Source organism: Gracilimonas mengyeensis, assembly GCF_900182705.1.
Lineage (GTDB): Bacteria > Bacteroidota > Rhodothermia > Balneolales > Balneolaceae > Gracilimonas > Gracilimonas mengyeensis.
In genome coordinates, this window is the sequence record NZ_FXTP01000022.1 from 38019 (window position 1) to 57365 (window position 19347).

General features: G+C 41.6%; 11 protein-coding genes. 3 read left to right on the forward strand and 8 right to left on the reverse strand.

Annotated elements, in window-relative coordinates; genetic code table 11:
* Nucleotides 1–46 precede the first annotated feature (46 nt).
* From FN815_RS18300 to FN815_RS18330, 7 genes are all read right to left on the reverse strand, one after another.
* A complete protein-coding gene (locus tag FN815_RS18300) occupies nt 47–3490 on the reverse strand; it encodes a sensor histidine kinase (RefSeq protein WP_142456287.1) in 3444 nt (1147 codons plus the stop codon).
* Complete coding sequence (locus FN815_RS18305; RefSeq protein WP_142456288.1) at nt 3487–3771, reverse strand: ATP-binding protein; 285 nt, start codon at nt 3769–3771, stop codon at nt 3487–3489. The genes FN815_RS18300 and FN815_RS18305 overlap by 4 nt, the downstream gene beginning before the upstream one ends.
* Nucleotides 3737–6961: a two-component regulator propeller domain-containing protein gene (locus FN815_RS18310; protein ID WP_142456289.1), complete on the reverse strand. Its 3225-nt coding sequence runs from the start codon at nt 6959–6961 to the stop codon at nt 3737–3739. Before FN815_RS18310 ends, FN815_RS18305 begins: the two co-directional genes overlap by 35 nt.
* Nucleotides 6958–10416, reverse strand: coding sequence for a ligand-binding sensor domain-containing protein (locus FN815_RS18315; protein ID WP_142456290.1), 3459 nt, complete (start codon nt 10414–10416; stop codon nt 6958–6960). The genes FN815_RS18310 and FN815_RS18315 overlap by 4 nt, the downstream gene beginning before the upstream one ends.
* A gap of 15 nt (nt 10417–10431) precedes the next feature.
* Entirely contained in the window at nt 10432–12216 is a 1785-nt protein-coding gene (locus tag FN815_RS18320) for a response regulator (RefSeq protein ID WP_142456291.1), read from the reverse strand.
* Between the two features lie 413 nt (nt 12217–12629).
* Entirely contained in the window at nt 12630–13904 is a 1275-nt protein-coding gene (locus FN815_RS18325) for a glucose-1-phosphate adenylyltransferase (protein ID WP_142456292.1), read from the reverse strand.
* A gap of 140 nt (nt 13905–14044) precedes the next feature.
* The gene (locus tag FN815_RS18330; RefSeq protein ID WP_142456293.1) at nt 14045–15487 is read right to left on the reverse strand and encodes a glycogen synthase; all 1443 of its coding nucleotides are present in this window, start codon (nt 15485–15487) and stop codon (nt 14045–14047) included.
* 245 nt (nt 15488–15732) lie between these two features.
* Between FN815_RS18330 and FN815_RS18335 the strand changes: the two genes are divergently transcribed.
* Both FN815_RS18335 and FN815_RS18340 read left to right on the forward strand, forming a co-directional pair.
* The gene (locus FN815_RS18335) at nt 15733–16653 is read left to right on the forward strand and encodes an ABC transporter ATP-binding protein (protein WP_142456294.1); all 921 of its coding nucleotides are present in this window, start codon (nt 15733–15735) and stop codon (nt 16651–16653) included.
* Nucleotides 16654–16655: 2 nt separating this feature from the next.
* Nucleotides 16656–17954 carry an ABC transporter permease gene (locus FN815_RS18340; RefSeq protein ID WP_142456295.1) on the forward strand — a complete coding sequence of 433 codons (1299 nt, stop codon included), beginning with the start codon at nt 16656–16658 and terminating at the stop codon, nt 17952–17954.
* A gap of 83 nt (nt 17955–18037) precedes the next feature.
* Here FN815_RS18340 and FN815_RS18345 read toward each other — a convergent pair whose 3' ends face one another.
* Complete coding sequence (locus tag FN815_RS18345) at nt 18038–18232, reverse strand: hypothetical protein (protein WP_142456296.1); 195 nt, start codon at nt 18230–18232, stop codon at nt 18038–18040.
* A 140-nt stretch (nt 18233–18372) separates the two neighbouring features.
* On the opposite strand from FN815_RS18345, the gene FN815_RS18350 reads away from it, so the two are divergent.
* Complete coding sequence (locus tag FN815_RS18350) at nt 18373–19107, forward strand: hypothetical protein (RefSeq protein ID WP_142456297.1); 735 nt, start codon at nt 18373–18375, stop codon at nt 19105–19107.
* Nucleotides 19108–19347 lie beyond the last annotated feature (240 nt).

Below are 19347 nucleotides of genomic sequence, written 5' to 3' on the forward strand. Positions count from 1 at the left end.
ATCAGGAACGGGGTTTCTTTTTTTAAGTGATAAACTTAGCGCTCTTTTAATCTACATCCGCCCGTTTAAACGACATGATAAAACGAGCACCCTTGCCTTCACCATCGCTTTCCACCTTAATTTTGCCTCCCATTTCCTGAATGTAGTTGGCACTGCTATGCAAGCCAAAGCCATGTCCTCTTTTCTTGGTGGTAAAGCCCTGGTTAAATATTTTATTCAAATTCTTTTCTGTAATTCCATGCCCGTTGTCCTCTATAGACAAGTAGACCCTGCTATCATCTTCGGTAAGATTGATTTTTAGCACCTTGTCGTTTCTGTGGTTCTTAGACATTGCCTCTTTGGCATTGTTAAAAATGTTTACCAGCACATGGATGAGTTTGGTTTTTTGGCAAATAATAGGAGCAAAGGACTGATAATTCTTTAATACCTGTATGGAATGGCGTTCGGAAGAACCGGCGTTTAGCATAAATGCTTCATCCACAATTTCCGAAAGGGTGTGCTCCTCAGAGTTAGCAGAAGTCATCGCATAATTCTGCTGTGCGGAAATTACATCTTTAATAAGATCGATCTTACCAGACAAGCGTTTACTAAGTTCTGTAATATTTTTCTGTTCTTCTTTCAGTGGCTCCTCAAGCTTCAGGTAATACTGCAACAGCTGTTTTCCTTTCGGATTATCCACTATAAAGCTCTCAATATCATGCAATTGTTGCCTTAACAAGTCATTGGCTTTTTCCAGATTCTTTATTTTTGATTTGTCCAGCCGGTCTTCAATAAGCGCCGCCGACGTATTCACGCTATTTAGAATGTTGCCAACATTATGGAGCACTCCGGTAGCGATGTCCGCCATTCCGGCTTTGTGGGCTTTTTCAATGAGTTCATGCCGGGTTGTCTCCAGATCTTCCAGGGTTTGCTTCAGCTCATTATTACGCTTATCCAGTTCTGAAGTACGTTTTTCCACTTTCCGTTCCAACTCAATATTCCGTTCACGTATACTCCGAACCCGGTATCGATACACTGAAAATCCTGCCGCTGCAATTACCCCACCCACTATCAGGTAAAACCAAAAGGTTTCCCAAAAAGGAGGAGTGATAATTATGTCAACACTAGCTTCATGTTCGCTAATTACGTTATCGCTGTTATAAGCTTTTACTCTAAAGGTATATTCACCTGGGTCAAGGTTGGTATAGGTTGCCGATCTTTGTTCTCCTATATCGGTCCACTCTTCGTCAAAACCATCCATTTTATAAGAATAGCGATTACTTTTCTGCTCATTAAAATTGAGCGTGGCATATTCGAAGGTAAACACAGATGACTGATAAGAAAGTGTGATGGATTCTGCTTCGGATATATGCTTTTTAAGTGGAGAATCTCCACCAATTTTAACTGAACGGTTAAACAGCTTGAAATCAGTAAAAACTATTGGATGAACCGTGGAATCAACTTTTATGCTATCAGGGTAGAAGCGATTGAAACCATTGATACCTCCAAAATAGAAATAGCCTTCCTTATCCTTAAAAGCAGCACCTACCAAAAATTCCCCCTCCTGGAAACCATCCTGGCTTCCAAAAGCCTGCACGGTTTTTCGGTCAGGATTAAAACGACGAACGCCTTCACCAGTACTTACCCACAGGTTTCCACTATCATCTTCCAGTATGCCATAAATGGTTGCACTTGGCATACCCACATTTTCATTATATACCCTAAAAGTATCGGCTTCCGGAATATAGTGGTTTAGCCCACCGCCTTTGGTCCCTATCCATAGGCGATTTTTATGATCTTGATGAATACTTAAAATGACATTATTGCTGATATTGCTGTTATAGGTATTATATGCATTAAATTTTTCGGTTGAAGGATCAAACTTGACAATGCCACTTCCATAGGTACCGATCCAAATATTTCCTTCAAGGTCTTCAAACAGGCTTCGTACATAACCTATGTTAATAGCCCCGCCTGAAACCCGCACAGAGTCAGTGCCAAAGGCAGCAAACCGATTTCCTCCTGCACTTAAAGTGTCTACGCCTTCTCCATTGGTTCCTACCCATACCCTGTTTTTCCGGTCTACCATCATTGCATAAATATGGTTTTGACTAATTCCTCCTTCCTCTGGATCGTACTTATAATGGGTATAAGTATTTGAAGCTACGTTATAACGGGTAGCGCCGCCATTATAGCTTCCAATCCAGACATTCCCTCGCTTGTCGGATACCATTTCAAGGATGGAATTGTTAGCTATTGAATTGGGATTATTGGGATCATGCAGAAATATTTCAAAGCTCTGAGTATTTCTGTCAAATAAATTCAAGCCCGCTCCATCGGTTCCTACCCATAAATTCCCTTCCTGATCTTCTGCAAAAGCCTGTACAAAATTACTACTCAGCGATTTTGGATCAGATGGATTATGCTGAAAATGCTGAACTTGTGGAACTTTTCGGTCTACCAGATTAATGCCGCCGGTGTAGGTACCAATCCACAAAATCTGGTCCTGACTTTCATACAAACTATACACTGCATCATTACTCAAACTGGTCGGATCTGCGTAATTATTGAGATATTGATAAAACCGGTTGTTTTGTCGGTCAAACACCATCAGTCCGTTCGATTCAGTTCCAATCCACAATACTCCTCTGCTATCCTCAATAATAGAGAAAACTGAATTTACCGGTACGGATCCTGAATCATCCCGTTTGCGCAAATATTGCGAAAAAGTATCGCGCGTATAATCGTATTTATATAAGCCGTTGTTGTCCGTTCCAATCCAGATATCGCCCTGCCGGTCTTCTGTAATAGTATAAATCTTATCATCTAATGGTATCTGCTCGATTCGTTCAAAAATATCTTTATTTGGGAGATACCGGTTCAAACCATGTTCCGTACCAATCCACATGATGCCTCGGCTATCTTTAAAGAGCGTTTCAATATAATTGTCTGATATGGTGTTAGGATCACCGGGATCGGAGAAAACATATTGAAAGGTATCAGCCTCTGCTGCTTTTATATTGATACCGCTATTGGTAGCCAACCAAAGGTTTCCGTAATCATCTTCCGAAATACTGAAAACCGTGTTATCTGATAACCCCTTTGACTTGTCAAGATGATCTGGCAATTCTTTAATCGTTACAAAAGAATCCTTTTCAGGATCATACCTGTTTAGTCCCCCGCCCTGAGTTCCAATCCACAACTGCTGCTTGCTATCCTCAAAAAGGGCAGATATATCATTTGATCCAATACTGGTACTATCGTTTTGCTTATGCCTGTAAATTTTTATCTCGTACCCATTGTATTTATTTAGCCCATCCTGTGTGCCTATCCAGATATAGCCTTTGGAATCCTGTAAGATCTCATTACCAGTGCTTTGAGAAAGTCCTTCCCGGGTACTTATATGCCTGAAATTTATTTGGCCAGGATGTTGAGCCATTATAGCTTGCGCGGGAAATAAGGTGCCAGCAATAACTGAAAATAAGCCAATATATATCTTCAGTCCATTCATGCACTTTGTCCGTTGTTCTTATTCCCTGCTTTAACGGGATTTGCCGGCAGCTCATTTATTTCTGTTGGAAAACTTAAAATGATACTTAGCCCAGATGTATCCTGCCTGTTTTTGGCCGTCATGGTACCCCCCATTTCTGTTACATAGTTAGCACTGCTATGCAGACCAAAACCGTGGCCCTCTTTTTTGGTTGTGAAGCCGTGGCTAAAAATTTTGTCAACATGTTCCTTATTTATACCTGTGCCATTATCGGTGATCTCTAAAAATGGCTTTCTGCTCATTTTGATACACGCGCGCCACTATCTCTTTATCCAACTTACCCGCCTCATTAATAGCATCTTTGGCATTTTTAAAGATATTTATGAGCACATGCACCAACTTAGTTTTCTGGATCAATACTCCCGGTGTTTCTTCCACTTTTTTAGTAATCCTGATGCCGTGACGAGATAATGAGGCCCCATAAATGGTAAGGGCATCCTCCAACACCTGATCCAGTTTTGTCTGTTCACTATTTAACCCTACACTTGCATAATTTTGCTGAGCTGCAATCACACCGGTTATCAAATCTACTTTTTTACTTATACGCTCACTGTTCTCTTTCAGGGTTTCAACCTCGTGGCGAATCGATGCATCCAATTTTTGATAATAGGCAATTAGTTTTTTTCCTCTGGGGTCATGATTTAGAAACTCTTCCAGGTGATCAGCATGTTCCAGTAATAACTTATTGGCTTTAAACAGGCCTTCAAATTTTGGCTTGCTTAAAATATCCGCACTGATACTATTCGAAGTTCCAATGCTGTTTAATACGTTGCCAATGTTATGTACCACGCCGGTTGCAATGTCTGCCATACCTGCTTTATGAGCTTTCTCAATTAACTCACTTCGTGTTTCCCTCAGGTCATCCAGCGCTTTCTCCAGGTCTTTATTTCTCTGATTCAGTTCGGATGTACGCTCGTCTACCTTTTGAATCAGCAGTCTGTTTTGCTTTGTGATCTGGCGCACACGTACCCGGTATATTCCAAAAATGCTGCCGCCGGCAAACAGCAAAACTACCAGGTAAAACCAATAGGTTTGCCAAAATGGAGGCGTTACGGTTAGAGCCAGACTTGTTTCTTCACTCCAGTCACCATCCAAACTTGAAGAACGGACCCTCAACACATAATCTCCCGCACTCAGGTTTGTGTAGGTAGTACTTCGTTTGTTTCCTACCTCATTCCATTCTTCCTCAAATCCTTCCAACAGGTAAGAGTAGCGCACCCCTTTTATCTCATTGTAATTTAGCGCAGCATACTCAAATGTTAGCACACTGGCTGAATAGGGTACAGTAATTTCACTGGTTTGGCTTATGTGTTTCTTTAGAGGACTATCCGGGCCTGGGGTAACAGTATTATTGAATATCTTGAAATCGGTAAACATGACTGGATAGGAGGAAGAATCAGTACGAATGCTATCCGGATGAAACCTATTAAAGCCATTTATTCCGCCAAAGTACATATACCCCTGTTGATCTTTGTAATAAGCCAATGCATTAAATTCATTGCCTTGTAAACCATCCTCCAGGTAAAAATTTTGGAAAGACTTTGTTTCCGGATCAAAACTTGAAATCCCATTGTTGGTGCTCAGCCACAGTCTGCCCCCGTCATCTTCCAGAATACCTTTCACTGCATCACTTGAAAGCCCGTCATCGGAATTGAATGAAGTGAACCTGAGACTATCACGGTCGAACAAATTAAGACCGTCTTCCATAGTCCCAATCCAAAAATTTTCACGTTGGTCTTCATGCAGTGTCAGCATGATATTACTTCGAAGGCCATGATCTCCCTCATAAAAATTCCAGACGCCCTCATTTACAAGATCAACTAACTTAAGTCCGCCGCCATAAGTTGCCACCCAAAAATTGTTTTTGGTGTCAATCAGGATATCACGGACTACCCCTTCAAGAAGCTGATACTTTGAAAATTCTTCAGTTTTTGGATCGAACTTACAGATACCACCACCATTGGTTCCCACCCAAAGGTCTTCATTTTGATCTTTATACAGGGCAAATACATCGTTGTGGCATAGGCTGGTACTGTCTCCACGGATGTGTTTGAAGTGTGTAAATTCTTTTGTTTTAACATTATACCTGCTTATTCCACCACGATAGTATCCTATCCATATGTAATCCTCCACTCCTTGCAACAAAGCCAATACAACATCACTAGACAAACTATTTTCATCCCTTGGATCATGCCTTAACGCCTGGAAAGTTTTCTCTTGGCGATTGAAAAGGTTCAGGCCTCCCCCATCCGTACCTACCCACATATTACCGTTTCTGTCCTCAAGGAAAGAGGTGACAGAATTGGTACTTAACGGTTGGGACAGATTTTTATCGTATTTATAGAGTTCAAACTTCTGCTTCTTCCGGTCTATGTAGTTTATCCCCCCTGAATAGGTTCCCACCCATAAAATGTGCTCAGAGTTTTCAAAAATGTCATAAATTGCATTGCTGTTCAGACTGTTGGGATCGTCCAGGTTCTGTTTGTAATGATAGAATGACTCGGTTTTATAATCGAACACATTTAAACCATTATTTTCAGTACCTATCCAAAGTAGCCCCTGATTATCTTCCAGTATGCTGAAAACTGCATTTCCGCTTATACTTCCCGGGTCATTACTGTCATATACATACCTGGTTAGGCTTTCCGTCTCCCGGTTATATCGTACTAACCCATTTTTGGTACCAGCCCAAAAGTTGTTCCTTGAATCATCGTACAACACAAGCACATTATTTATTCTGTTGGCCGGGTCATCCGTTTCTTCGGTAAAATGCATAAACTCCTCGTTTACCGGATCCCACAAATTAAGTCCATTATCCGTGCCTATCCACAAAACCCCTTCTTTATCTTCATAAAGATAGTTAATGTAATTGCTGCCTAATCCGCTATCTGCTTCACCTGAAGTCTTTATTTGTATGAACTCGTCTTTATCGCGGTCATAAATATTTAAACCGTTGTAGGTTCCTATCCATAAGCTACCCTCTCGGGTTTCCAGTATACTGGTGATAGAATTATCACTTATTCCCGCATCCGGATCGGTATAATCAATTTTAAATCTTCGGAAGCTATCTTCATCTCGGTTGTACATATTTAGGCCGGCCCCGGTAGTCCCAATCCAAAGGTTGCCTCGCTTATCTTCATAGATTGCACTGATATTATTCCCGCTGATACTTTTTGGGTTATCCGGATCATGCCGATAAACCGTAATATCATACCCATTGTATTTGTTGAGCCCGTTTCCGGTACCAAACCACATGTAGCCTTGAGAATCTTGGTAAATTACCTGTCCTGTACTTTGGGAAAGGCCTTGTTCTTGTGTAAGATGGCTAAAGTCCAAATCCCCTGGCCATTGCGCGTAGCCTGGCAATGCTATTACGAAATGCAGCCCTATAAGGCACAGTACACGGATGATATGTAGGTTAGTAAGCCTCAAGCCTCTTCTTTGGTATTGCCTATTGTTTTGCTCTTACGAGAGGAGGCCGACGGGAATATAAGTGTAAAGACAGCCCCTCTTTTATCATTATTACTGACGGTTAATTTTCCACCCATTTCTGTCATATAGTTCGCACTGCTGTGTAAGCCAAAACCATGTCCTTTTTTCTTGGTAGTAAATCCATGGGTGAAGATTTTTTTTAGATCTTCGTTCTTTATTCCTGGCCCGTTATCTGCAATTTCAATAAATATTTTGTCTGCTTTTTGATATAACCGAATACTGATTTTTTTCTGGGCAAAATTAGATTCGAGTAATGCATCTTTAGCATTTTTAAGCAGATTTACGATGACGTGAACTAATTTCGTTTTTTGAATTACCGCCCTTTCTACCGGTTCAATATTTTTTTCAATGTTGATGCCATGGCGATCCATAGAAGTGGAGTAAATAGTCATAGCGTCATCAATTACCACGCTTAAATCAGCCAGTTCTTCGTTAGCCCCGGCTCTGGCGTAGGATTGTTGGGCCCCAATAATATCGTTTATCAAAATTACTTTCTTTTCAAGCCTTTTATTATGCTCTGTAAGTAGCTGATATTCTTCTTTTAAATTACTATCCAGCTTCAGATAGTACTCCATCAGCTTTTGCCCTTTAGGATTGTGCAGTAAAAACTCTTCCAGATTGTCACTGTGTTGCTCCAAAAGCGCGTTGGCCCGAAATAATTTCTTCAATTTTGAACTTCTCAACAGATCGGAGGTAAGAGTGGTGGAGGTGGTAACACTGTTTAGCACATTCCCGATGTTATGGAGCACTCCTGTGGCGATATCGGCCATGCCGGCTTTGTGGGCATTTAACACCAACTCCTCTTTCGTTTCTTGCAAGGCCTCCATGGCTTTCTTCAAATCCTTGTTACTTTCTTCCAACTCAGATGTCCGTTTTGCTACTTGCTGCTCCAGCATTTTGTTGATTGAGGCCATCCGACGGGTACGATATCTTACGCCTCCAAAAATTAACCCAACCGATAGTATTCCCACTATACCGTAGAACCAGTACGTGCGCCAAAAAGGCGGCGTTATCACAAGCTGAACTTGTTTGATTTCTTCTCCCCAGATATTATCGCTATTGGCAGTTTTAACCATGAAGATATATTCACCGGGATCAAGGTTGGTATAAATAGCGGTGTTCTGATTGCCTACTTCGTTCCATTCCTGATCAAAACCTTCGAGCTTGTAGGCATACGTATACCCAAGATCCGGGTTAAAATTGAGTGCCGAATATTTAAAAGAAATAATGCTGGCCGAATGCGGCAATACAATTTCCTTAACCTGATTAATATGCTTTTTTAAAGGAGAGTTGCCACCAATCTTGACAGATTTATTATTCAGCAGAAAATCAGTCAGAGCAATATTTGATACTTTACTGTTTTCACTAATACTGTCAGGATGAAAACTGTTAAAGCCATTGATTCCACCAAAATAAATGGTACCGTCTTCCATTTTGTAGGCCGCCCTTGGTTTAAATTCACGGCTCTGCAATCCATCACTAACATTGTAATTTTTAAACGTACCGGTAACAGGGTTAAATCTTGACAGACCATTATTGGTACTTAACCAAAGATTACCATTTTCATCTTCAATAATTGAATTGATGATATCATTTGGCAATCCGTCTGCGGTGGTGTAAGATTCGAAAAGGTCTTTTTCCGGATTGTATCTGTCCAGGCCTCCCCCCTTAGTACCTGCCCAAATTGTCCCATTGGAAGACTCATAAATATCCAGCACCACACTGCTGCTCATGGAGCCCTCTTGCATGTTGTATCTTTTAAGTAGTCCACTTTTGGGTTGAAAGTTTACTACGCCCCCTCCATAGGTGGTTACCCAGATGAAACCCTGCTGATCCTCAAAAATGTCTCGAATGTAATAAAGCGGAAAATAGAGGCTGTCTGACTGTGGATTCCAACTTTCAAAAACACCGCGATCTTCGTCTACCAACTTGCTGAGCCCGTTTCCATTTGTGCCTGCCCAGATATATCCATCACTGTCTTCCATCACAGCAAAAACTTGATTATGACTTAGACTCTGTGGGTCCTCAGGGTCGTGTAAATAGGTTTTAAAATCTGAGCTTTCCCTGTCGTACCGAACCAAACCACCGTTATAAGTTGCTATCCATATAATGCCCCGCCGATCTTCAATCATATCAAAAATAACATCACTTGAAAGACTGTTTGGATTACTTTCCTCCTTTCTGATATAGGAAAATTTCTCTGTCTTCGGCTTGAAGAGGTTAATCCCGCCTCCGTCCGTCCCTATCCATAATGACTCTCCATCTGGTTTTAGAAAAGAAATGATGGAGTTTTCATTGAGGGTGCCTTTCGTACCGGGTCTGTTCTTATAGTGCTTAAATTTATTTTGTTTGCGGTTTAGAATATTTAATCCGCCATCAAAAGTCCCGATCCATAAAATTTTATCCCTGCTTTCATATAGACTATATATGGAATTGCTATTGATTCCATTTAGCTTGGCTTCTGAGTACTTGTAGTGAAAAGGGCTTCGGCTACCGGGCGGAATGGCAAACAACCCGTCATTTTCCGTACCAATCCAGCAAACACCATCACTGTCTTCAAGAATGGTCATAATTGCAGCGGATTCCGGAATAATGGGTTCCAGGTCCGGCACTCGAAATTCTTCAACCTCACGATCAAAAACATATAAACCGCTTTCGGTACCAATCCACAGATTATGCCGGGAGTCTTCGTACACTACATTAACATAGGTCCCGGATTGTCTGTGATTCTCCTCAGGCAGATAAAATCGGTCAAAGCTAACCGAATCTTTGTGCATTCTATTTAACCCATCATTTGTACCTACCCAGATCTGGTTATTACTATCCTCAAAAATATCAGTGATATAATTTCCACTAAGACTGCTGCTGTCTCCGGGCTCTGAAAAATAGTTTAAAAAAGAATAGTCTTTGCGGTTCATCAGGTTAAGTCCCTTATAAGTACCCACCCAGATATTACCTTTACTATCTTCCAGCATGTTATGCACGGTATTATCACTTAAACGACCAACATGCCGGTCTTCTGCCGCTGTAATGCGTCTAAAATGATCCTTGTCACGGTCATACAGGTTCAACCCACCCCAGTCTGTTCCAATCCAGAGATTGTTCTTGCTGTCTTCATATACAAACTCAATCTCATTGCTGCTCAACGTTTTGGGATCATCCTGATCGTGCTTGTAAACTACAATGTTCTTGTTTTGACCTTCATATTTATTTAGGCCTTCCAGCGTCCCAAACCACATGAACCCCTCGTGATCCTGGTATATCGTTTCAACAGTGCTTTGTGAGAGACCATCGTCGGGGGTCAAATACCTGAATTCCGGAAGCAACAGGTTTTGTGCATTGAGGGGCAACCCCAGCAAGGCAAACAAAATGATAAAATTGAACTTGGAGCCCATGGTTTCAGCATTGAATTATGACTCTTCAGGAGAATTCTCCGTGGTCCACTTTCTTATTTTATCAATCAAGTATTTTTTTGCGATAGGTTTTCCAAGAAAATCATCTACACCGGCATCAAAAATGCGCTTCTTATCTTTAGGCATTACGCTGGCCGAGATAGCAATTATGGGAGTATAAGTGTCCCTTTCTTCTCCAAATTTCCGGATTAACTGTGTTGCTTCAACTCCGTCTATACCAGGCATATATACGTCCATGATGACGATATCGAAATGCTCTTTCTTATATTTTTCAACCGCTTCTTTACCGTTTTTAGCAAGGGTGATATGCACACCATCTTCCGCAAGCATTCGCTGCGCAAGCAATTGATTAGACTGGTTATCTTCTGCCAATAAAATATGGAGCTCACTGTCACCGTCAGTCATCTGGCCTTCCAGTATTTCATCTCCTAAATCGTCCCTGTCCTCAGGTTTTTCCTGCATTCTCACTTTAGACAGCTGCACTTCAAACCAAAATTCAGATCCCTCTCCTTCATTACTTTCTACGCCTACTTTTCCTTTCATTAATTCTGAAAGCTGCTTACAAATGGACAAGCCCAAACCGGTTCCACCATACTTCCGGGTAGTTGAGGCGTCTGCTTGTGAGAAGGGATCAAATATCTGTTGTCTTTTCTTTTCCGGGATACCAATACCAGTATCTTTAACCGCAAAACGGAAGTTTATTGCTTCTTCATCCTCTGAGAGAATCTCAGCTTTAAGCTCAATTTCACCCTCTTCAGTAAATTTAACGGCATTGTTGCCAAAATTGAGCAGAATCTGGCGAATGCGCATTGGATCCCCGAGCACTTCTTCCGGTATCCCCGGATCTATACTGGATTTAACCGCTACCCTCTCTTTATGCTCTGCAGAAAAAGCGATTAACTTGCGCAATTCCTCAATACTTTCTTTCAGGTCAAACGGAATTTCCTCTACTTCCATCTTGCCTGCTTCTACTTTCGCCAGGTCTAAAATATCGTTGATGATATTCATCAGGGCTTCCGCGCTGTATTTTACCAGTTCGGCATATTCTTTTTGTTCTTCATCCAGCGGGGTTTCCATCAGTAAATCATTCATCCCAATGATGCCATTCATCGGGGTACGTATTTCATGACTGACGTTGGCTAAAAATTCACTTTTCGCTTCTGAAGCCTGCTCCGCTTTTTCCTTCATGATGCGATATTCAGATACCATCCGAGTAAGTTCACTGGTACGTTCCTTAACCTGCTCTTCAAGCTTCTCAGTGTATTGTAACGTTTCCTGCCGGAGCTGCCATTTACGGGTAAGGGTCAATGCCGTTTGTTTTAAAGCAGTAGCATCAAAAGGCTTTTTCATGAACAGCAATTTGTCCGAAGTTCCCAACTCGGATAAAATCTGCTCCCAGGAATAGTCAGAATAGGCCGTACAAATAACTATTTCAGTATTATCATGTTTTTCCCATATTTTTTTGATGGTCTGTATGCCATCCATCCCCGGCGGCATGCGCACATCCATAAAAATCAGTGAAAAGGGATTGCCACTGTTAGCGGCATCATCCGCCATTTTAATAGCTTCTTCCCCCTGATAGGCGTGATTGATGTCATAGTGTATCTGAGATACTTCCAGTGTATTATCACTGGTATCAGTAGAGTCTGAAAATAATTCTTCTTCCATTGCACGAAGCTCATCATCATCTTTTGATGAAATACCCGCTAAAATAGACTGTATGTCTTTATGAATAGATGCGTTATCATCTACAATAAGAATGTGTCGCTTTTCCTCTTCCATAGAACTCCGTTATCCTAACAAAATCTTGTCTGTTTACCCAAATACCAACTGCCCACCTTGGATATTAATTTCTTCTCCGATTGAAGGTAGAAAAAAAAATTTTATAATTAAAAAAACTTAATATTTCTTTTTTGTTATCGGCAATCATCCAGAAAAATTAAATGATAGGTCCCGAATTTTACGCCATAAAAACCCTAACGGCGCAGTATATGATTGGCCTACAATATGATTAGTAGAAAAGTAAACCGATTGAGTACCTTTTACTGTGTTTTATACACAGAATTTGTTAGTTGTATTCCGAATTATTGTTGTGCTGTTTTTTTTAATTTTTTCTATTGATTAGCCCATTTCAAGCAGATGTACCAAACCTGCCTGTGCTGCCCTTATAACTAAATGGCTAAGTGTGTTTATTCTTATAAAATAGTACCGTCAGGGATTACCGTACCTTTTTTGACGATAATAATACCGTCGCGTACGTAATGGTATTTAAAATCTCCGTCTTCCAGGTGTTTGCCTCCTACAATCCGTACGTCGTTACCAATGCATACATTACGGTCGATGATACAGTTGCTTATATAACAACGATGTCCAATACCCATGGCCGGGTTTTCTGGTTTAGCTTTCTCAATATCAGCCCGGTCCTGGAAAATATCATTCCCCATGATGATTGAGTTTTCGATGGTGCTTCCTTTACCAATGCGTGAACGTATACCCACTACCGAACGCTCAATCCTGCTGGCCTCAATAATACATCCCTCTGCAATAAGAGCATGCTCCATCGTGGTTCCCGTCATTTTTGAGGGAGGAAGCAGGCGAGCGCGAGTGTATATAAAATTTTCGTTGTCATAAAGATTGAAATCCGGAATCGTATCTGCCAAAGCCAGATTGGCTTGAAAGAAAGACTCAATCGTTCCGATATCCGTCCAGTAATCTCCAAATTCATAACTACAAACACGCTGTCCGCCTTCTACACATTTTGGAATGAGCTCTTTTCCAAAGTCAGTAGCATCGGGATTATCGGCAAAAAGTTTTTTCAGCACTTCGCGGTTAAAAATGTAAATCCCCATTGAGGCAAGATAGTCTTTACCTTGTTCTTTATAGGGCTCGGGAACTTCAGATTTCCACTTTTCCAATTCATCCAGAGAGGGTTTCTCTACAAAGTTTTCTATATAACCGTCACTATTGGTTTTCATGATGCCAAAGCCGGTAGCATCCTGGGCATTTACCGGGATAGTTGCCACTGTCAGGTCCGCATCGTTTTCCTTATGACGCTCCAGCATTTTCCGGTAATCCATCTGGTAAAGCTGATCGCCCGACAAGATGAGCACATGATCGTGTTCATGATTCTCCATATGGTGCAGCGATTGCCGTACCGCATCGGCCGTACCCTGAAACCAACCCGTATTATTTGGGGTCTGCTCAGCTGCCAAAATATCCACGAAACCGCTGCTGAATACATCAAAATTATAGGTGTTTTTTATATGCCGGTTCAGTGAGGCTGAATTAAACTGGGTTAGCACATAAATACGGCGGATATTGGAATTCAAGCAGTTAGATATGGGAATGTCTACAAGGCGATATTTACCCCCTACCGGAACTGCTGGCTTTGAACGGTGATCGGTTAATGGATAAAGACGTGTACCGCGTCCTCCCCCAAGAATTACTGCAATTACGGATGAACTTTTCATATTGAATGTATTTTATATTTCCCTTTAATAAGTCTCTTTATAGCTATACACTATATTTAATAGAATAAACAGCTATGTATATTGTGTGAAATTGTATTGATTTAAGAAGGTTTAACACTCCGGTTTGGCTGGAGTTAAACTCAGGCTGTACTTCTTAGTCCGTTGTACATTTTCAGATATTCCCTGGCAGAACTCTTCCATGAGAAATCAAGCTTCATAATTCGTTTTAGTACTTCCGAGTACCGGGCTTCGTCTTTATACAACTCCACAGCCCTGCTTAAGGCCTCTGATGCCGCATCAAGATTAAAATCGCTGAAAGTAACTCCATATCCTTCATCTTCAGAAATATCCCTTACGGTATCTTTCAACCCTCCAACAGCTCGTACGATAGGAACCGTTCCATAACGCATAGCAAACATTTGATTTAACCCGCATGGTTCTACGCGTGAAGGCATTAAAATAAAATCTGATCCGGCGTAAATTTGATGGGCCAGTTTCTCGTTGTATTCCAGCGTGGCATCAAAAAATCCTACATGATCATCTTGCATGCTAGCAAATACCTGGTGCAACTGAGGATCGCCCGTGCCCAATAATACAAAATTAACTTCCTTGTCGGAATACATCACCCGCTTAAAAAGGTCCGGGAGTAAATCGGCGCCTTTTTCCCGTACCAATCTTCCGATAAAAGAAATAGTTGGCCGGTCAGGGTTTAATCCAAATTCTTTACATAAATGGGCTTTATTCTCCAGCTTACCTTTCTTTCGATTCCGGAAGCTGAAATTATATTCAATCAGCTCATCTGTGGCAGGGTCCCAGACTTCCGTGTCAATGCCGTTTACAATACCGGTGGATTTATCTTTCTCGTGATCAAATAACATCTCTAAGCCGCTGCTGTTATGAGCAAGCTCATCCATATAAGTATTAGACACCGTGGTAATCTTCCAGGCGTTTTTAAGCCCTGCCGCCAGGGAATTTAATCTTCCGTTCCAGTCTAACAAGCCGATATTATCTAAATTGAAAGCCGGCAATAACTTAAATTTATCAATGTCATGCTCCCCATGGTATTCGGCATTATGAACCGTGATGACAGAGGGCGTATCCGCCATATCCCGATAACGATTGCAATGGGCCATCATAAACGGTACCAGTGCGGTGTGATGATCATGGCAATGCACGATATCCGGCCTAATATTCTCGGCCTTCATCCACTCCATTGCAGCCGTCTGAAAACTTACAAAGCGTTCCAATTCATCCCAATACCCGTGGCCTGACCAGGGATCAATATAGATGCCGGGACGATCAAAACGCCCGGGGATATCAATCACATAAAATGGAAATCCCAGTTTGTCATCTTTCATGCGCTGCACGGAAAAATGAACCGGTTCGGCGGCCATAGAAAAAGCGCCCTCAAAAACCTTTTCAAATTCCTGTTTTCCCATCCAGTGATTGTCGTATTTAGGAATCACTACTTCACACTCTTCCCCCAACTGATTCAGATATTTGGGAAGTGAGCCAACTACATCTGCCAGCCCGCCTGCTTTGGCGGCCGGATAACATTCCGCGCTCAGATGAATAATGTGCATAATGTTTTTGTAACCTTAAGTGTCCTTATTCGTTATCAATAAATATTAATGTGAGAAATAAGAAATCTTTAGGCATCTTCCAAAAGAAAAGTGGGGGATTTGGTGATATAGTGATATAGTGATTTTGTGTAAATTAAAAGGTTACTGTATCATTTCAATGGACACAACTTATCCTTAGAGATAACGTCCCCATCGCCTCCTTCACTATATCACCAAATCACCATATCACTCAAATCAAAAAAACTATGGCAGTAATTGATGTTAAGAACGTGATTAAGGCCTTTGGAAAAACCAAGGCGGTTAATGACGTTAGCTTCGAGGTACATAAAGGCCGGATTTTTGGATTGCTTGGTCCCAATGGGGCTGGCAAAACTACCACCATCCGTATGATTAATCACATCCTGAATCCAGACTCCGGTGAAATCACCATAAACGGACAACAAGCCAGCCCGGAAACCCAGCGGATGATTGGCTACATGCCGGAAGAGCGCGGCCTGTATAAGAAGATGAAGGTGATGGACCAGCTGCTCTATCTCACCCAACTCAAAGGAATGAGCGCCTCCGAGGCAAAAAAGGCCATCAACTACTGGCTGGACCGCTTTGACGCCTCCGACTGGAAGAAGAAGGAAGTGAGTGAGCTCTCCAAAGGAATGTCGCAGAAAATTCAATTCATTGCCACTATTGCGCACGATCCGGACATTTATATTTTTGACGAACCTTTCAGTGGTCTGGATCCCATCAACAGCGAAACCCTGAAAGAAATTATTATTGAGCTGCGGGAAAATGGTAAAACTATTCTATTCTCCACCCACCGTATGGAACAAGTGGAACAGATGTGTGATGACATTTGCCTGTTTAACCAAGGGGAAGCCGTACTGACCGGCAAATTGCGCGAAATCAAAGCCTCCTTTGGCAAAAACACCATCAACCTGGAATTTGAAGGTGACGGAGCCTTTCTGGATCAGCTGGAAGATGTGCGCATCAACAATCGCTCTACCAATTTTGCAGAAATTCGGGTACTGAACGGACAGAATATGCAGGACATCCTAAAGCTGGCCATGGAACATGCGGAGATTCACAAGTTCGAACGCATTCAACCCACCCTCAACGAAATTTTCATCTCAACCGTAGGCGAAGACAACCTCAAAAAAGCGGAGATCCAATAATCATGAGTTTTCACAAAATTTGGCTGGTACTGAAGCGAGAATATCTCACAAGGGTAAAAAGTAAAGGCTTTATCATTGCTACGGCACTAACGCCTCTGGCCTTAGTTGCTTTAGTTGGTATCCTTGTTTTTGTCAACATCACTGATGCCGAGGTCGAGAAACAAATCGGGATATCAGATAACACAGGAGTGTTGTACGATCGGTTAACCGAAATCAATGAAACTCGCTATTTGGATGTAAGCAATCTTTCTGAAGACAGCCTTCGTTCACAAGTGCTTTCGGAAGATATTGATGGCTTTATTGTCCTCGATGATTCCGTTTTGACATATGGTAAAACTCCCGTCATGATATATGGAGGGAGCGGCGGCATTGGCTTCATATCTTCCGTGCGTTCTGATCTCCGAGATGTTATCCGGGAGGAACGATTGTCTCGGGAAAATGTATCTGAAGACGTACGTAATATCTTTGAAACCCGGACCGGCCTCGAGGCCATAAAACTCACCGAAGAAGGAGAGTCAGAGGATAACACGGTAGCAGCCTCTATGGTAGGTTTTGCCTTGGGCTTTATGATCTTTATGGGAATTTTCATTTATGGATCGGTTCTTATGCGGGGCGTGATTGAAGAAAAAACCAACCGCATTGTGGAAGTCATTGCTTCCTCAGTGAAGCCTATTGAGTTGATGTATGGTAAGCTTTTTGGAGTGTTAGGCATGGCCGTAACCCAATTTGGTATTTGGATTGCATTCTACATTGGCCTCTCACTGGCAGCGGCACCCGTTGCCGCTATGATTATGCAGGCGCAAATGGAAAGCATGCCTGAAGAAGCGGCAGAAGCAACCGCCTCCTCCTTTGATCCATCTTCGCTGGAACAATTGGCTATAGACCCTTCTATATTCCTTTATTTCTTACTGTTTTTCATCGTAGGATTTTTAATCTACAGTGCCATTTTTGCAGCCATAGGAGCTGCTGTTGAAAACGAGCAGGATTCCCAACAATTCATGTTTCCAGTAGCGGTTCCTATCATGCTTGGCTATTTCTTCAATGTTAGAGTAATGGAATCCCCCGATTCAGCATTATCCATCTTCACATCCCTCTTTCCTCTTACCGCACCAATCAATATGGTTACACGGATTGCCACTACTGAAGTTCCTTTACTTCAGATAATATTATCCCTGGTTTTAATGGTACTCACTTTCTTTGGCATCATGTGGTTGGCTGCCAAAATTTATCGCGTAGGTATTTTGATGTACGGCAAAAAGCCTTCTTTTAAAGAATTAGGGAAATGGATTAAGCAAAGCTGATTGATATATAAAAAAAGAGAAAGGGTGATTTTACCCTTTCTCTATTCATTTCTTGAAATATATTAGCAAGTACTTTACGTGGTTTAATCCATTAATTCACACACTGCATAATAACCAGCCGCACCACCTGCCATAATACCACCGGCTAGTGGTCCGCCCAACATAAATGCGGCTAATCCTATACTAGCTAGAGTATGTGCATTTCGTGCAACATCGCACACAGGATCAACATCTCCACCTTCTATTTTCTCCATTTTATTTACTGACAGTTCTTTCATAGCTTAATCATTGAGTTACAATTAACGCTATTTATATAAATAATATATTAAATTATTTCAATTATAATATATATCATACAATGCAATATTTGGTAAATAAATTTTAACTAACCACAAATCATAACTAAAGAGAGATATTTATGATAAGTGTTTATAAAAATATTTCGTCCAAATTCATTATAACATTAGCACTCATTGTTAGTATTCTCTTGGGATGCGGTATATCAAATAGCGATGATACCGCAAAGATGATTTTCGAATATGATTTCAGGCAACAACCAGCCGAATGGGAAGCTTTTTTTACCAATTACAATGTGGGCTGGGAAGAAAAAATGGAGTTAAGTTCCGAATACCGAAATCTGCCAGAACCACTTGATAGTCAGGATAGCGGCCACTATATCAGCGCAGTAAACAACAGCGACGATGTCAAAATGCTGTTCCGCAAACAGGTGGATGGTCTGGAAGCTAATACCACCTATAAGGTAGCATTTGAAGTTAGTTTCGCCACCTCTGCACCCTCCGGATGCGTCGGTATTGGCGGAGCACCCGGAGAGGCGGTAAAAATCATCGCCGATGCCAGCACCACCCAACCCCAACCCATCTTAAATGAAGAAAAGGATTATTATTTGCTAAATATTGAACAGCAGAATGATCCTCAGCAGTGGTACCAAAATGTCATTATGGGACACATTGCTAACAGCCGCGAATGTGAAGAAGGCGAGCAATATGAAATAAAAACATTACAATCCGATCAACATACAACGGTAACCTCCGACGAAAACGGCCGTGCATGGCTGCTATTTGGTTCCCGCTCAGGCTTTGAAGGAGAAACCGAATTGTACTATACGTACTTTAAAGCCACCTTCAATAAGTGATGTGAGTTCGAAATAAAATGTACATTTTGACGGTCTCATATGTTAGAGGGAGAACTATTTACCAACAGGCAAAAGGTTGTATAAGTAGCTTGTGATCTTTACTCTCTGCCTGTTTTATTGGAATCGAGCCAGCCTGGTACCTTCCGTATTGGTCTATGCACTGCCTGCAGGCAGATGCACTTCGTCAGGTATATCCAGGCTGGTTTTTTCTGCCGTTGAACCTCAACAGTACCAACAGAG

Coding starts and splice junctions, on each gene's coding strand:
- FN815_RS18300 (WP_142456287.1), bottom strand. CDS start 3,490: ATGAATGGACTGAAGATATATATTGGCTTATTTTCAGTTATTGCTGGC.
- FN815_RS18305 (WP_142456288.1), bottom strand. CDS start 3,771: ATGAGCAGAAAGCCATTTTTAGAGATCACCGATAATGGCACAGGTATA.
- FN815_RS18315 (WP_142456290.1), bottom strand. CDS start 10,416: ATGGGCTCCAAGTTCAATTTTATCATTTTGTTTGCCTTGCTGGGGTTG.
- FN815_RS18320 (WP_142456291.1), bottom strand. CDS start 12,216: ATGGAAGAGGAAAAGCGACACATTCTTATTGTAGATGATAACGCATCT.
- FN815_RS18325 (WP_142456292.1), bottom strand. CDS start 13,904: ATGAAAAGTTCATCCGTAATTGCAGTAATTCTTGGGGGAGGACGCGGT.
- FN815_RS18330 (WP_142456293.1), bottom strand. CDS start 15,487: ATGCACATTATTCATCTGAGCGCGGAATGTTATCCGGCCGCCAAAGCA.
- FN815_RS18335 (WP_142456294.1), top strand. CDS start 15,733: ATGGCAGTAATTGATGTTAAGAACGTGATTAAGGCCTTTGGAAAAACC.
- FN815_RS18340 (WP_142456295.1), top strand. CDS start 16,656: ATGAGTTTTCACAAAATTTGGCTGGTACTGAAGCGAGAATATCTCACA.
- FN815_RS18345 (WP_142456296.1), bottom strand. CDS start 18,232: ATGAAAGAACTGTCAGTAAATAAAATGGAGAAAATAGAAGGTGGAGAT.
- FN815_RS18350 (WP_142456297.1), top strand. CDS start 18,373: ATGATAAGTGTTTATAAAAATATTTCGTCCAAATTCATTATAACATTA.